The organism is Microbispora sitophila, assembly GCF_014892245.1.
Classification (GTDB): domain Bacteria; phylum Actinomycetota; class Actinomycetes; order Streptosporangiales; family Streptosporangiaceae; genus Microbispora; species Microbispora siamensis.
Window position 1 is genome coordinate 1 of sequence record NZ_JADBGC010000018.1, and the last position, 14,352, is coordinate 14,352.

Below are 14,352 nucleotides of genomic sequence, written 5' to 3' on the forward strand. Positions count from 1 at the left end.
GCGTACGCCGCGACAGGTTCACGAACATCGCGTTGACATTGCTGCGCAGCCGGGCCTCGTCACCCGCCAGCCGTACGGCCTCGCGATGCACCTCGTCGAAGGCCCGCGCGACTTCACCGATCTCGTCCTTCGACGTGACACCGATGGGCTGGATATTGGTGGTTTCCGACATCTCGCCGGAATCACGCAATCGCTGGACGGTGTCCGGCAGCCGGTGACCGGCGATCTCCAGCGCCTCGCTGCGCAGGCGGCGCAGGGGCCGGGTGAGTGAACTCGCGACGACGGCGGTGACAAGCAGGACCAGGACCAGCAGCGCCACGATGGCGACACCGGAGACGATGGCCCGTTGCCGCTCGGCTGCCTCCAGCGCCTGGGCCTGGGCGACCACGGAACCGGCGATCCGCTCCTCGACCTTCCGCATCCGGTCGATCTCCGTGCCCGTGGTGTCGAACCACAGGCGGACGTCGTTGCCCGGATTGGTCCGGTCGAGGTCCCGGATCGCCCGATACTCGCGCAGCTGGGCCAGCGCCCCGGCTCGCAGGGAGTCCGCCTTTTCGACCTGCAGGCCGCGCACTGTCTGCTTGTAGAACTGGGCATCGGAAGCAGACGCCTCGGCCTGGAAGCTGGCGAGCTGGGTGTCCTGGGTCTTCCCGGATCCGAGGAAGTCCGCGAGGTCGTCGTAGTCGAGCTTGCCTTCGACGAGCGCGACCGTGAGGATGCCCTGCTGCCTGGACTGCTCCTCCTTCGCCTTGTTCAGGGCGTCGAGCGCGAGGCTGTCGGCGAAGAGTCGTTCGTCGTTGCTGGTGGTCCCCACGTCCTCGTGCAGCGACGAGAGGGCCGTGATCATTCGGTTGTACATGCCGAGCGCGGCTCGCGGCGCCACCTCGCTGTCATCGATCAGCTTCCGGAGACCCTTCAGCCCCTGGAGCCATCTTTTGACCTCGGCCACCTGGGTGCGGACGCGCAGCGGCTGGGACGCGTCGAGGGTGGCCAGCGAGGCCAGCACCTTGCCGCTGGCCGCGTCGACTTGGCTCTGCTGCTCGGTGACCGTGCCGCGCCTGGACGGCCGGCGATGGTCCGCGATGTACCAGGCTGTGTAGTTCCGCTCGCGTGCGACCTTGTGCGTGAGGTCGTCGAGCTGGGCGACGAGGCCGGCCACCTCGGTCAGGCGCCGGTACTCGCCCGCCGTACCGATCGCCTGGGTGAGCTGGACACCGGCGAACAGCACGCCGACCACGGTCGGCAGCAGGATCAGGGCGACCAGCCGGGAGCGCACCCGCCAGTTGCCCAGCCGCATGAACGAGGCGCCCGCACGCGGCGAGACCTCCGGAGCCGCGGACTCCGGCTCTCCCTGAACTCGACCATCTTGCTGGTCGTGCGTCCTCACTGCTTTCGCAACCTCTCGGCCTTGTTGCCGTTCTGCCGATCTGTGGCTTCCGTGACCCATGTGCTGTCGGAGACTTCACGAAGCGATGGCAATTGGAGCACACCATTACCAGATCGGCGAATAGTACATTTTGGTGAAATGCGTCCTAAATACGGCCAGCAGCGGCGGTAAAGGACACCTCACTTGGTGGCGATCTTCTCGATGACGTCCGCGGCCAGACGCAGGCCGTCCCGCCGGCGGATCTCCCGCCCCGCGTCCTCTACCCGGGCCCGCAACTCGTCGTCGTCGAGCAGCCGGTCGATCGCTTCGGCCAACTCCTCATCCGCGAACCCGTAGGTGTCCAACCGGACACCGAAGCCCATCTCCTGCACCCGCTGCGCGTTGTCGTACTGATCCCAGAACAACGGAAGCACGACCATCGGCTTACCGAAATGCACCGCTTCCGTCGTCGTGTTGTTCCCGCCATGGGTGATCACCAGATCAACCAACGGGATGATCTTCGTCTGCGGTACGAACTCCGCGCCCCACATGTTCGGCGCCAGCTGGATCTCAGCATGCAGCGGGCCCTTCGACACGATGTAGCGATGCGGCGTCCGGGCGAGCACATCGATCACCCGCCGCATCAACTCCACATCCGCGGAGCCCAGCGAGCCGAGGGAGAAGTAGATCAGCCGCCCCTTCCCCGGGATGTCGGGCAGGGCGAACTCCTCCTCGGTCTCCCGCACCGACGAATCCAGCCGCGTCCACGACCCGTTCAACGGCCGCTGCCCGGTGTAGTCGAGCGCTTCCGGATACACGTACAGGTTGGCGTCCCCGTCGTGGATGAACTCCAACTCCGGCAACGCCGGAGCCCCCTGCTCCACCACCCAGGCGTTGAACGCCTCCCACAGCCCCCGATGTGTCCGGTCGTACTCCGCCCGGAACTCCGCCCACCCGGTTCCGTCGGCCGCGAGCCCCGAAAACGGCGGCGCCACCCCCGGTCCCTTGACCTCCAGCGGATTGCACGACACGACCCGCACGAACGGCACTCCCGCCGTCATCAACGCCGGGAACGTGATCACGTTGTCCTCCACGATCACGTCCGGCCGCACCCGCTCGATGATCGCCTTCAACTGCGGCTCGCAGTACCGCGCTCCGTCGATCAACGCCTCCCAGATCGGCTTGATGACCGTTTCCAGCTGCTCCAGGGTGCTCTTGCGGTACTCCGGGGCCGTGTCGCGGATGAAGTCCTTCCAGAACTGCCCCGCGTCCTGCTCCTCCTCGGCCGGCGGCGCGAGGTCGACCAGGTCCTCCTCGAAGCCCAGAGCCTCCAGCTTGCCCTTCCACGACGCCTCGGCGGCGAACACCACGCGGTGGCCGCGGCGGCGCAGCACGTCGCCGATCCCCACGCAGTTGTTCGTCGGCCCGTACGCGCTCTCCGGCATGAACAAGATCGTCAACGGATGCTCGGTCACGTTCACTCCCTGTAGAGATGTCACCGCTTGCCCGCGACCTCGGTCGCCAGGCGCGTGTACTTGGCCGAGTCCTGGCCGAGGTCGATAATCGACTCACCCTGGAGCAGGTCCGCGGGGGTCATCTTCAGTGGCGGGTTCTGGGCGAGCAGGGCAGGGTCGACCTTGTCCATGGCCGCCTTGTTGGGGACCTTGTAGAGGATGTTCGCGGCCACCCAGCCGTGGATCTCCGGGTCCAGGATGTAGTTGATGAAGGCGTGCGCCGCCTCCTTGTTCTTGGAGCTCTTCAGGATCACCATCGTGTCGGCCCAGAGATCGCTGCCCTCCTTCGGCACCACGAACTTGATGTTCTTCTCCGACGTCGGGCACCAGCCGTCCCATGCCTCGACAATGGCCGCCTCTCCGGACTTCAGCCGGTCGCCGAACGTGGTGTCGTCGTAGCCCAGCAGGTTCTTCTTCGCCTTGACCAGCAGGTCCTTGGCCTTCTTGAGCTGCGCGTCGTCGGAGGTGTTGATGGAGTAGTGGAGGTACTTGAGCGCCGGCAGGGCGAGCCAGCGCTCCGTGGTCATCATCGTGACCTTCCCGCGCAGCGCGGGGGGCGGACTGAGCAGATCCTTCCAGCTCGTCGGCGGGGTCTTCACAAGGTCCTCGCGGTAGCACAGCCCGGTCGTCCCCCATGTGTACGGCACCGAGAACTTGTTGCCCTTGTCGTAGGAGAGGTTGGCCGCCTCGGGGTAGAGGTTGGCCAGGTTCGGGATGAGCTCGGGGTGGAGGGGCTCGAGCAGACCGGCCTCGTTGAGTGCCTGCGCGTACTGCCCCGACACGAAGGCGACGTCGATATCTTTGCCGGCGCTGCCGTGGATCTTGGCCAGCGCGTCCTCGTTGGTGTCGTGGAGCGTCACCTTGAGGTCGAAGCCGAGCTTCGCCTTCACCCGCTGCGGCAGGTCCTTCGGGCTGTATCCGTCCCAGATGGTGATGGTCAGGCTCTGCTTGGTGAGGTCGGCGTTGGGGTCGAGCGTGGCCGCCACCGATACGGGGGCCGCCTCGGTCGCCCCTGTGCCGCCAGAGCAGCCGGCGAGCGTCAGAGCGAGACCGGCGGCCAGAACTGTAGACAGGTGTCGGATATGCCGGTTTTGAGGCATGGCCTCAACTTCCTTTGAATTCATCCCTGGACCTGCGAGCAGCAGTCAAATGGGATAGGAGCTTTCAGAGTGCACATCAGCATAGATCATGAGGTTGCCCCATACAGGCAGTACGCCCAGGCTTGCGCAGGTTTCCACAGATTGGCGCCGCGGAGGGCGGGGCATCTTCGGTCGGCCCGACGCGCACCGGGCGCCGTCGTCCAGCCGCCGGCCGCCCGGCCGTCCGGCGGTTCCGAACGGCCGGAATCCCACAGGCACGGCCCTCAGTAGGCCCGGCCCCCATAGGCGGCGCGCACGGTCAGCACGTACTCGACCAGGCTGATGAGCGTGGACTTGACGGCGTCCCGCGAGCGCGCGTCCGTACGGACGATCGGGACGTGCGGAGGCAGCGACAGCGCCTCTCGGATCTCCTCTTCCGAGTGGAGGAACTGCCCCTCCCAGCCGTTCATCGCGACGAGGAAGGGAAGCTGGGCCTCCTCGAAGTAGTCGATGGCCGGGAAGCAGTCGGCGAGCCTGCGGCTGTCGACGAGCACGACCGCGCCGATGGCGCCGCGGACGAGGTCGTCCCACATGAACCAGAAGCGGTGCTGACCCGGCGTGCCGAACAGGTAGAGGATGAGGTCCTGGTCGAGCGAGAGCCGGCCGAAGTCCATGGCGACCGTGGTGGTCGTCTTGTTCGGCGTGAGCCCCAGATCGTCGATGCCCGCACTGGCGTCGGTCATCACGGCCTCGGTCGTCAGCGGCAGGATCTCGGAGACGGCACCGACGAAGGTCGTCTTCCCGACGCCGAACCCACCCGCCACGACGATCTTCGTCGAGGTAAGACCACGGCTAGAGCCTGCGTAGTCCACTGAGCACCCTTTCGAGCAGGTTGAGGTCTGGCTGTCCCTGGCTCAGCTGCGGCATGTGCAGGCGGACCAGACCCTCGTCGGCCATGTCGGCGATGAGCACACGGGCCACGCCTAGCGGAACCCGGAGCAGTGCCGAGATCTCCGCGACCGATCGTACGGAACGACATAGCATCATGATCGATTCCTGCTCTGGGCTGAGCAGGGAATAGTCATTGCTCTTCAAGGTCACCGATGATACGAGGGTTTCCATCGCCATGTGGTAACGCGGCTCGGATCGGCCACCGGTGACGGCGTACGGACGGAACAGAGGCTCGTCCTCTGTCCCGTCACGATCACGCATGGCCCTCTCCCCTGGTCATCGCCGCGACGTCTGCAGCTCGGCGCGCAGCGCCGGAGTGAGCACCTGACCTGCCCGCTCGACGAGCAGGGTCATCTGGTAGGCCACCAGGCCCATGTCGCAGTCCGGTGAGGCGAGTACGGCCAGGCAGGAGCCGTCGCTGATCGCCATCACGAGCAGCAGTCCCCGCTGCATCTCGACGACGGTCTGCGTCACCGCGCCCCCCTCGAACACCCGCGAGGCGCCGACGGTGAGGCTGAGCAGGCCGGCGGCGACCGCCGCGAGCTGGTCGGCGCGGTCAGGCGGAAAGCCGTCCGATTGGGCCAGCCGCAGGCCGTCCGACGACACCACCACCGCGTGCGCCACGCCAGGCGTGCTGCCGACGAACTCGGTGATCAGCCAGTCGAACCTGCGTGCTTCCACGCTCAGCTCAGTCACGAGCCCTCCTCCTCTTTACCCGACCCTTCGGCGAGACCTCCGGCCGTCTGGGCCCGGCCTCGCCTTACACCCTGCTGGAAGCTGGACAGGCGGTTGCGCACCGCCTCGGCCGAGACCGGGGGGCGCGGGGCGGCGGCGACGGGGCCGTCCGCGCCCACCGAGCCGGGCACCAGGTTGGCCTTCGGCGTGCGCTTCGGCAAGCCCGCAGCCGTCACACCGCCCAGCAGGGGGTCCCGGGCGCTCGCCGCGGCCTGGAAGCCGCTGTCGGCCTGGGATCGCCATCCGCCGGGGGTCCTGCCCTGCGCCTGCGGGGCGGGGCCGGAACCGGGCACCCTCGGGATCTCCCCGGTGCTCTCGCCGGGCTTGTCTCCGGCCTTCTCCGCGTCCTCCTCCGCGCCGGTCCGCGCCGCGGGTGCGGCCTGCGGGCCGGTGTCGGAGGGACGCCGGAACCACGCCGACTCGACCGAGGCGAAGATCGGCAGGAACTCCTCGCCCTGCTCCAGCGGCGACTCCTCCACCGACGGCAGCGGCCCCGTCGACGACGTCGGCTCCTCGGCCGCGAACGCCCCGGAGCCCTCGGCGGACGCCGACGTGCTCCCCACCCCGGCCGGCCCGGTGCTCGACGGCGAGAACGCGGTCGGCCCGGTGCTCGACGGGGAAAACGCGGTCGGCCCGGTGCTCGACGGGGAAAACGCCGTCGGCCCGGTGCTGGACGAGGAACCCGGCTGCGGGAACGCCGTCGGCCCCGTACTCGACGGGGAACCCGGCTGCGGGAACGCGGTCGGGCCCGTACTCGACGGGGAAAACGCCGTGGGGCCGGTGGACCCGCCCCGCTGCGGGAGTCCCGTCGGCCCGGTGGGCAGCGACGGCCACGAGTGCCCCGAGCGGTCGTCGCCGCTCTGTGGTCCGCCCTGTGATCCGCTCTGTGGTCCACTCTGGGGGAACGCCGAAGGTCCGGCGGGCGCCGGTGGCCACGACGACTCGGACTGCTCGCCGAACGCCGGGCGGCGGGTGTCGCCGTCCGGCCCCCTCCCGGGCAGGCCCGGCCCCGAGTGCGGCCCCGAGTGCTCGGTGAACGCGCTTTCCCCGTAGGTGTTCTCCGCCGGCGCGGGCGGCGCGTCCGCCGTCGGCGCGCCGAACGCGGAGAACCCGCCCGCACCGTTGCCGCCGGCGCCGATTCCGCTGAGCCCGTTCCCGCTGAGCCCGTTCCCGCTGGGCCCGCTTTCGCCGGTCACCGGCGACCTGCGGGACCCGATGCCGCCGCCCGCCGCGCCGCTGCCGGAGCCCCAGGGCTCGAACGGACCGCCCCCCCGCGCGGAGCCGAGCGGGTCCGGCTCGGCGAACGCCTGCCGGGCCGGCAGTCCGGCCGCCGTCTGCCCCGCCGGAACGGAGGGACGCGGCATGACGGGCTGGTCGGCGTTGGAGACGAGCTGGGCGGGGAACAGCACCATCGCGATGACGCCCGCGCCGTCGCCGCGGCGCAGCTGCACCCGGATGCCGTGGCGCAGCGCGAGGCGGCCGACCACGAACAGGCCCATCCGGCGGGACACCGAGACGTCGATCGTGGGCGGCTCTGCGAGACGCCGGTTGATCTCCGCGAGCTCCTCCGGCGACATGCCGATGCCCGCGTCGGTGACGCCGAGCATCACGGCGCCGCCCTCGACGGGGCTGCTGGAGACGACGACCTTGGTGTTGCGCGGCGAGAAGGCGATGGCGTTCTCGACCAGCTCGGCCAGCAGGTGGACGACGTCGTTGGCGGCGTGCCCGGCGATCGCGATCATGCGGGGGATCCGGACGACGACCCGCTCGTAGTCCTCGACCTCCGACAGCGAGGCGCGGACCACGTCGACCAGCCGGGCGGGCTGGCTCCGCTTGCGCGGCGGCTCGTGTCCTGCGAGGACCAGGAGGTTCTCACTGTTACGGCGCATGCGCGTGGCCAGGTGGTCCAGCTTGAACAGGTCGGCCAGGCGCCGGCCGTCCTCCTCGCCCCGCTCCAGGCCGTCGATCAGCGAGATCTGCCGCTCCACCAGCGTCTGCGTACGGCGTGAAAGGTTCACGAACATCGCGTTGACGTTGGCGCGCAGGCGGGACTCCTCCGCGGCCAGGCGCACGGCCTGCGTGTGGACCTCGTCGAAGGCCTGCGCCACCTCGCCGATCTCGTCGCTGCTGTCGACCGGGATCGGCTGCACGTGGGACTCGCGCTCGGGGTCCTCGGACTCGCGCATCTGCCGTACGATCTCCGGCAGCCTCCGCCCGGCGATGTCGAGCGCCTCGGCCCGCAGGCGGCGCAGCGGCCGGACCATCGACCGCGCGATGAGCACGGTCGTGGCGAGCACGAGCACGAGGAGTGCGAGGATCAGGCCGCCGGCGATGAGGGCGTTGCGCTGCTCGGCCGACTGCAGGTCACGGGCGCGGTTCTGCACCAGCTCGGACACGCGGCCCTCGACGGCCGCCATCTGCTCGATCGCCTTCGTGCTGTCCTGGAACCACTGCTGGGCCGTCCTGTCCCTGCCCCGGTAGCGGCTGAGGGACTGGTTCTGCAGGCCGAGCGTGAGCGCCCACGACTTGGTCAGCTCGCTGTTGACCACGTCCTTGTCGCCGAGGAGGGTGACCAGGCGGCTCGCCTCGGCAGCCGGGGCCTCGGTGTAGAACGTCGCCAGGTTGCTCTGCTGGCGCGACTGGGAGGCCAGGAAGTCCTGCAGCTCGAACGTGGTGAAGGTCTGGTTGCGCTCCAGCAGCTCACGGGTGAGGGTGGCCCGCTGCAGCGCCGCCTCCTCCTTGGCATGGGCGAGAGCGCTGAGGGCACGGAGGTTGCCCACGATCGCAGCGTTGTCGTCGTTGTTGCCCAGTTCGTCATGCAGGCGCAGGACGTTGGCGATCAGGGCGCTGTAGTCCTCGGGCGCGCCGTTCTTGCGGATGCCCGCGAGGCTCGAGATGCGGCTCGTGAGCTGCTGCGCCTGCTCCACCGCCCGCGTGCCGTAGTCCGCGTTGATGTTCTTGAGGTCGGCCTTCACCTGCTGGATCAGCGGGTCGACCGCCGCGCGCTGCTGGGCGCGGGTCACCTCGGTCTCCCCGTCGATGTTGAACTTGCGGCTGCTGCTGCCACCCCAGACGGACAGGTCGCGTTCGAGCGCCAGTTGCTCGGCCAGATCCCGCAGGTGCACCGAGTATTCCGCCGCCGACCTGGTCCGCTGGTAGGCCGTCAGGCTGTCGATCGAGCCCACGACGCGGACGCCGGCGAGGAGCACGGCCACGAGCGTCGGGGCGACGATCAGCGCGGTCAATCGTGTGGGCACTCGCCAGTTACGCGGCGAGAGACGACTCCGCCGCCTGCGGTTATCGGTATTCGACTGCTCCATGCTCACCGGCCCCGCCATCGTTCGGCCTGCCTTCACGCGTCTGGACAGCATGAAGTGACACAGCTATATAAGCGGGGACAATTCGACCACAAGGTCACGACGGCGAGCGGCCCTACCCCTGCCGCAGCACCCCAATTGTTACCAAGAGGTGAGGATCGTTACCCCCCTCATCTGAGGGCCGCGAGCACGTGCTCTCGCACCTGGATTCGCTGCTGCTCATCGAGGATGGGACGGCCTGTGCGATCCGCCACATAGAAGACATCCACCGCTTCTGCGCCCAGAGTCTCCACACGCGCGGCTCGTACGTCAAGACCACACTCGCCGAAAGCCCTGCCGATCCGCCACAGGAGTCCCGGGCGATCGTGCGCCCGCACCTCCACCACGCTCGCGGTGAGCGACGCGTCGTCCACCAGGGTGACCCGGGGCGGCGCGACCGGCACCCTGGACGGGCGCATCGACCTCGCCCGCCGGGCCAGGCGCTGCTCGATGTCGAGCCGTCCGGCCAGGACGAGGCGCAGGTCGGCCTCCAGCGTCGCGGGATCGGGCGGCGTGCCGTACTCGGGGACGACGACGAACTCGATGACGGCCGTCGACCCGGCGGACGCGGCGGAGGCGGAGCGGACCGCCATGCGGTGCGCCGCGAGCACCCCTGCCGCCCGCCACAGCAGACCCGGCCGGTCGGGCGCGACCACGGTGACCGCGCTCCCGTTCACGCGCACCGCGCCGCCGCCGTGCCGGGCGAGCGCCGCCTGCTCCGGGGAAAGGGCCGGCGCGGGCGCCGGCGGCGTGCCGGACAGCACCGACCGCACCCGCCGGACCAGGTCGGAGACCAGGGACGCCTTCCAGGAGTTCCACGCGGCAGGGCCGGTGGCGTTGCCGTCGGCCACCGCCAGCGCGGACAGCAGTTCGAGCACCTCCCTGGATCCGACGGCGTCGGCGACCCGGGAGATGGTGACCGGGTCGTCCAGGTCCCGCCGGGTGGCGGTCTCCGGCAGCAGCAGGTGGTGCCGCACCACGGTCGAGAGGATCTCCACGTCGGCCGGGGGCAGGCCCATCCGGGTGCCGATGTCCCTGGCGACGATCTCGCCCGTGGTGGAGTGGTCGCCCGGCCAGCCCTTGCCGACGTCGTGCAGGAGCGCCGAGATCAGCAGCAGGTCGGGGCGGGACACCTCGCGGGTGAAGGCCGCGGCCCCGGCGGCGGTCTCGATGAGGTGCCGGTCGACGGTGTAGCGGTGGACCGGGTTGCGCTGGGGGCGGTGCCGTACGCGCTCCCAGTCGGGGATGAGCTTCACGAGCACCCCGGCCTGGTCGAGCTCCTCCCAGACCGGTACGGCCGCGCGCCCCGCGCCGAGCAGGGCGACCAGCGCGCCGCGCGCCTCCGGGGGCCACGGCACGGGCAGCGGCGGCGACTGGGCGGCGAGCGCGGAGACCGTCGCGGGCGCGAGCGGCAGCCCGGCCTCGGCGGCGGCCGCGGCCGCGCGCAGCACGAGTGTGGGATCGGTGCGCGGGTTGGCGCCGCGGGCCAGCACGACCTCGCCGCCGTGCTCCACGACACCGTCGGCGAGCGGCCTGCGGCCCCGGGGGGCGGGGCCGGTGAGCAGCCGGTCGACCGTCCGCCAGGTGGCGTCGAAGGCGTGGGAGATGGTGCGGCCCGCCTCGGCCAGGCGGCGCATCAGCGCCTCGGCGTCCAGCAGGCCCAGCGTGCCGGCGACCGCGTCCTGCTCCTGGAGCACCAGGCGGTCGGTGCCGCGCGCCGTGACGAGGTGCAGCCCGTGCCTGATGTCCAGCAGCAGTTCGTACGCCTCGCGCACCCGCGGGCCGGGGGCCGAGGCGACCCAGGCGGCGGCCACGGCCTGCATCGCCTGCACGTCACGCAGCCCGCCCCTGGCGTCCTTGAGGTCGGGTTCGAGCAGGAAGGCCAGCTCGCCGCCGGACTCGGCGCGCTTGTCGGCCGACGCGCGCAGCTCGGCCAGCCTGCGCCGGGAGTCCGCCCGCCACTCGGCGAGCACGGCCTCCCGCACGGCCCTGGTCAGCTCGGGGTCCCCCGCCACGTGCCGCGCCTGGATCAGGCCCAGCACGGCCTTGAGGTCCTCCCTGGCGACCTTCACCGCCTCGTCCACGGTACGGACCGAGTGGTCGAGGCCGATCCCGGAGTCCCAGATGGGATACCAGATGCGGTCGGCGATCCTCGCCACGTCGTCGCGGCCGTTGTGCAGCAGGACCAGGTCGAGGTCGCTGCCCGGGGCGAGCTCGCCCCGCCCCAGGCTGCCGACCGCGACCAGGGCGACCCCGCTGATCCCGCCGGGGCCGGCCACGCTGTGCCCGATTCCAGTGGGGCCGGTCCCGAGAGAGGCGGCGGGGCCGCGCTCGTCGGGGAAACCGCCCTTCCCTCCCGATCCCCCCTCCCGCGCGTACGGCCGGGTGGCCGCCGTGCGGAACAGATCGGTGAGCCATCTGTCGATGTCCGCGGCCCGGTCCTTGCGGGCCCCGGCGAACGAGCGCGCTTCCCCTCTCATCATCCGGTTACAGCGCCTCCGGCCCGCGCTCCCCGGTGCGGACCCGGACGACCGTGTCCACGGGGACCGACCAGACCTTGCCGTCGCCGATCTTGCCGGTCTGGGCCGCCTTGACGATGACGTCGATGACGTCCTCGGCGTCGTCCTCCTCGGCGAGCACCTCGACCCGGACCTTGGGCACCAGGTCCACCTGGTACTCGGCGCCGCGGTAGACCTCGGTGTGGCCGCGCTGGCGGCCGTAGCCGCTGGCCTCCGAGACCGTCATGCCCTTGATGCCGAACTGCTCCAGGGCGGCCTTCACGTCGTCCAGTTTGAACGGCTTGATGACTGCGGTGATGAGTTTCATGCGTCGACCTTCTTCGCAGGCGCGGGCACGGGCCCGTTGACGGAGGCCACTCCCGAGGAGTGGACGGTGCCGAGGTCGTACCCGGTCTCGGCGTGGGTGGTGATGTCGATGCCGGTGACCTCCTCCTCCTGGTTGATCCGGAAGCCCATCGTCTTGTCGATGATCTTTCCGATGACATACGCCATGATGAAGGAGTAGAGGCCGACCGCGACAGGACCGAGGGCCTGCACGCCGAGCTGGGAGATCGGGCCGCCGTAGATGAGGCCCTCGTTCTGGCCGTCCGCGAAGGGGTAGCGGGCGATGATGCCGAGCGAGACCGCGCCGATCGCGCCGCCGACCAGGTGCACGCCCACCACGTCGAGCGAGTCGTCGAAGCCGAGGCGGTACTTCAGGCCCACGGCGTACGCGCAGACCGCGCCCGCGATGAGACCGAGCACGAGCGCCGCCCACGGGTCGACGAAACCACAGGCCGGGGTGATGGCGACGAGGCCCGCGACCGCGCCGGAGGCGACGCCGAGGGTGGTCGAGTGGCCGTCGCGCAGCTTCTCCACGAGGATCCAGGCGCCGGCGGCGGCCGCCGTGGCGACCTGGGTGTTCATGAACGCGAGACCGGCGGTGCCGTCGACGGCGAGCTCGGAGCCCGCGTTGAAGCCGAACCAGCCGAACCACAGCAGACCGACGCCGAGCAGCACCAGGGTCAGGTTGTGCGGCCGCATCGGGTCCTTGCGCCACCCGGTCCGCTTGCCGAGCACCAGCGCGAGCGCGAGGCCGGCGGCGCCCGCGTTCACGTGGACGACGGTGCCTCCGGCGAAGTCCTCGATGCCGAGGCCGGCCAGCCAGCCGCCGCCCCAGACCCAGTGGGCCACGGGGAAGTAGACGAGCGTCGCCCAGGCGAGGCCGAAGACGACCCACGCGCCGAACTTCGCCCGGTCGGCGATCGCGCCGCTGATGAGGGCCACGGTGATGATGGCGAAGGTGAGCTGGAAGGCCGAGAACACCAGGCTCGGCATACCGGTTCCGTCGTCCTTGGTGGCCGTGTCGACGAGGCTCTGCAGACCCAGGGCGTCCCCGCCGCCGATGAGCTTGTTGACGAAGTTGTCCCCGTCGCCGAATGCGTCAAAGGCCAGCGAGTGGCCGTACAGGACCCAGGCGATGGTGACGGTGATGATGCTGACGAACGACATCATCATCATGTTCAGGACGCTCTTCGCCCTGGTCATGCCCCCGTAGAAGAACGCGAGCCCGGGCGTCATCAGCAGCACCAGAGCGGTGGCTGTGATCATCCAGGCGGTGGTGCCGGTATCGATCTTCACCGACGCGGCCCTCCTTACATTTGGCGTGTGGCCGGTTATCGCTCCCGCAGTGACTTCCTCCCGGGCGACCTTGGCCGGCTGGCGCACTGACGTTGGCGACAGCGTGTTCTTCCGCCGTTTCAGCCCACGACCATGTGTGTTTCACATGTGTGAAACTCGCCACCACCGTGTTTCGGGCCTGTTTCGGACGTGCTGGGAACGACAAAACGCGCACCCCGGAAGGGGGTGCGCGTCGTCACGGCCGGGGTCTCCGGCCACCGCGGGGAGCGCCGGTTACGCGGCGCTGGCCATCTTGCGCAGCCGCACCAGCGCGTCGCGCTCGATGCGCCGGGCGCGGTCACGGCCGATGCCGTAGCGCTCCCCCACCTCGGTGAGGGTGTGCTCGCGGCCGTCCACCAGTCCGTACCGCCAGCGCAGCATCTCGCGGATCTGACCCTCCAGGCCGGTCAGCCACTGCTCCAGGCGCTCCTTCTCCAGCGTGGCCATGGCCTGCTGCTCGGGGTCCGCCCAGGTCTCGTCGGCGATCATGTCACCGAGCTCGGTCTCGTCCTCGTCGCCCACGCCGAGCTGGAGGGAGACCGGGTCGGAGGCCCAGCGGCGCAGCTCCTGCACCCGCTCGATCGGCAGGTCGAGCACCTCGGCGAGGTCGGCGTCGGTCGGCTCGGCGTCGAACTCCGCCAGCATGTCCCTGCGCACCCGCATGAGCCGCGTCATCTGCTCGCCCGCGTGGGTGGGCAGCCGCACCGGCCGCGCCTGCTCGTGGATCGAGCGGCCCACCGACTGCCGGATCCACCAGGTGGCGTAGGTCGAGAACTTGTACCCCCGGCGGTAGTCGAACTTCTCCACGGCGCGGACCAGCCCGAGGTTGCCCTCCTGCACCAGGTCGATCAGCGGCATCCCCCGTCCGGAGTACTTCCTCGCGACCGCGACCACGAGACGCAGGTTCGCCTGGATGAACTCGTCCTTCGCCCGCCGTCCCGAGATCGCGATGCGCTCCAGCTCCTCGTCGGTCGCGTCCGCGATCTTCGGCTCGGCCCGCCCGCCGTCGAGCAACTGCTCGGCGAACAACCCCGCCTCGATGCGCTTGGCCAGCTCGACCTCCTGCTCCGCGGTCAGCAGCGGGACACGGCCGATCTCGGCCAGATACGTCCCCAGCAGATCCCGGTCAGAGACGTGCTGTTCCTGCGTCCGATTCCCCGTCGCCATCCGATG

General features: G+C 70.1%; 11 protein-coding genes. All 11 read right to left on the bottom strand.

The window, feature by feature from the left end; all coding sequences use genetic code 11:
• On the bottom strand, positions 1-1,387 hold a 1,387-nt coding region (locus tag IL992_RS29575), incomplete at its 3' end, for a nitrate- and nitrite sensing domain-containing protein (protein WP_193206655.1).
• Between the two features lie 179 nt (positions 1,388-1,566).
• The gene (locus tag IL992_RS29580) at positions 1,567-2,841 is read right to left on the bottom strand and encodes a glycosyltransferase (protein ID WP_319018910.1); all 1,275 of its coding nucleotides are present in this window, start codon (positions 2,839-2,841) and stop codon (positions 1,567-1,569) included.
• Between the two features lie 20 nt (positions 2,842-2,861).
• Positions 2,862-3,866 (bottom strand): polyamine ABC transporter substrate-binding protein, encoded by a 1,005-nt coding sequence (locus IL992_RS29585; protein ID WP_319018911.1) that lies wholly within the window; start codon positions 3,864-3,866, stop codon positions 2,862-2,864.
• A 377-nt stretch (positions 3,867-4,243) separates the two neighbouring features.
• The gene (locus IL992_RS29590; protein ID WP_319018912.1) at positions 4,244-4,783 is read right to left on the bottom strand and encodes a GTP-binding protein; all 540 of its coding nucleotides are present in this window, start codon (positions 4,781-4,783) and stop codon (positions 4,244-4,246) included.
• Between the two features lie 28 nt (positions 4,784-4,811).
• On the bottom strand, positions 4,812-5,171 hold the full coding sequence (locus IL992_RS29595) for a DUF742 domain-containing protein (RefSeq protein ID WP_193206658.1): 360 nt from the start codon (positions 5,169-5,171) through the stop codon (positions 4,812-4,814).
• A gap of 15 nt (positions 5,172-5,186) precedes the next feature.
• A complete protein-coding gene (locus IL992_RS29600; RefSeq protein ID WP_193206659.1) occupies positions 5,187-5,606 on the bottom strand; it encodes a roadblock/LC7 domain-containing protein in 420 nt (139 codons plus the stop codon).
• The gene (locus IL992_RS29605) at positions 5,603-8,902 is read right to left on the bottom strand and encodes a sensor histidine kinase (RefSeq protein WP_193206660.1); all 3,300 of its coding nucleotides are present in this window, start codon (positions 8,900-8,902) and stop codon (positions 5,603-5,605) included. The genes IL992_RS29600 and IL992_RS29605 overlap by 4 nt, the downstream gene beginning before the upstream one ends.
• A gap of 230 nt (positions 8,903-9,132) precedes the next feature.
• On the bottom strand, positions 9,133-11,484 hold the full coding sequence (locus IL992_RS29610; RefSeq protein ID WP_226874015.1) for a [protein-PII] uridylyltransferase: 2,352 nt from the start codon (positions 11,482-11,484) through the stop codon (positions 9,133-9,135).
• Positions 11,485-11,488: 4 nt separating this feature from the next.
• Entirely contained in the window at positions 11,489-11,827 is a 339-nt protein-coding gene (locus tag IL992_RS29615) for a P-II family nitrogen regulator (protein WP_030510869.1), read from the bottom strand.
• Complete coding sequence (locus tag IL992_RS29620; RefSeq protein WP_193206661.1) at positions 11,824-13,140, bottom strand: ammonium transporter; 1,317 nt, start codon at positions 13,138-13,140, stop codon at positions 11,824-11,826. Before IL992_RS29620 ends, IL992_RS29615 begins: the two co-directional genes overlap by 4 nt.
• Positions 13,141-13,413: 273 nt before the next feature.
• On the bottom strand, positions 13,414-14,346 hold the full coding sequence (locus IL992_RS29625) for a sigma-70 family RNA polymerase sigma factor (protein WP_193206662.1): 933 nt from the start codon (positions 14,344-14,346) through the stop codon (positions 13,414-13,416).
• Between the last annotated feature and the right edge of the window lie 6 nt (positions 14,347-14,352).

Coding starts and splice junctions, on each gene's coding strand:
- IL992_RS29595 (WP_193206658.1), bottom strand. CDS start 5,171: ATGCGTGATCGTGACGGGACAGAGGACGAGCCTCTGTTCCGTCCGTAC.
- IL992_RS29610 (WP_226874015.1), bottom strand. CDS start 11,484: ATGATGAGAGGGGAAGCGCGCTCGTTCGCCGGGGCCCGCAAGGACCGG.
- IL992_RS29615 (WP_030510869.1), bottom strand. CDS start 11,827: ATGAAACTCATCACCGCAGTCATCAAGCCGTTCAAACTGGACGACGTG.
- IL992_RS29625 (WP_193206662.1), bottom strand. CDS start 14,346: ATGGCGACGGGGAATCGGACGCAGGAACAGCACGTCTCTGACCGGGAT.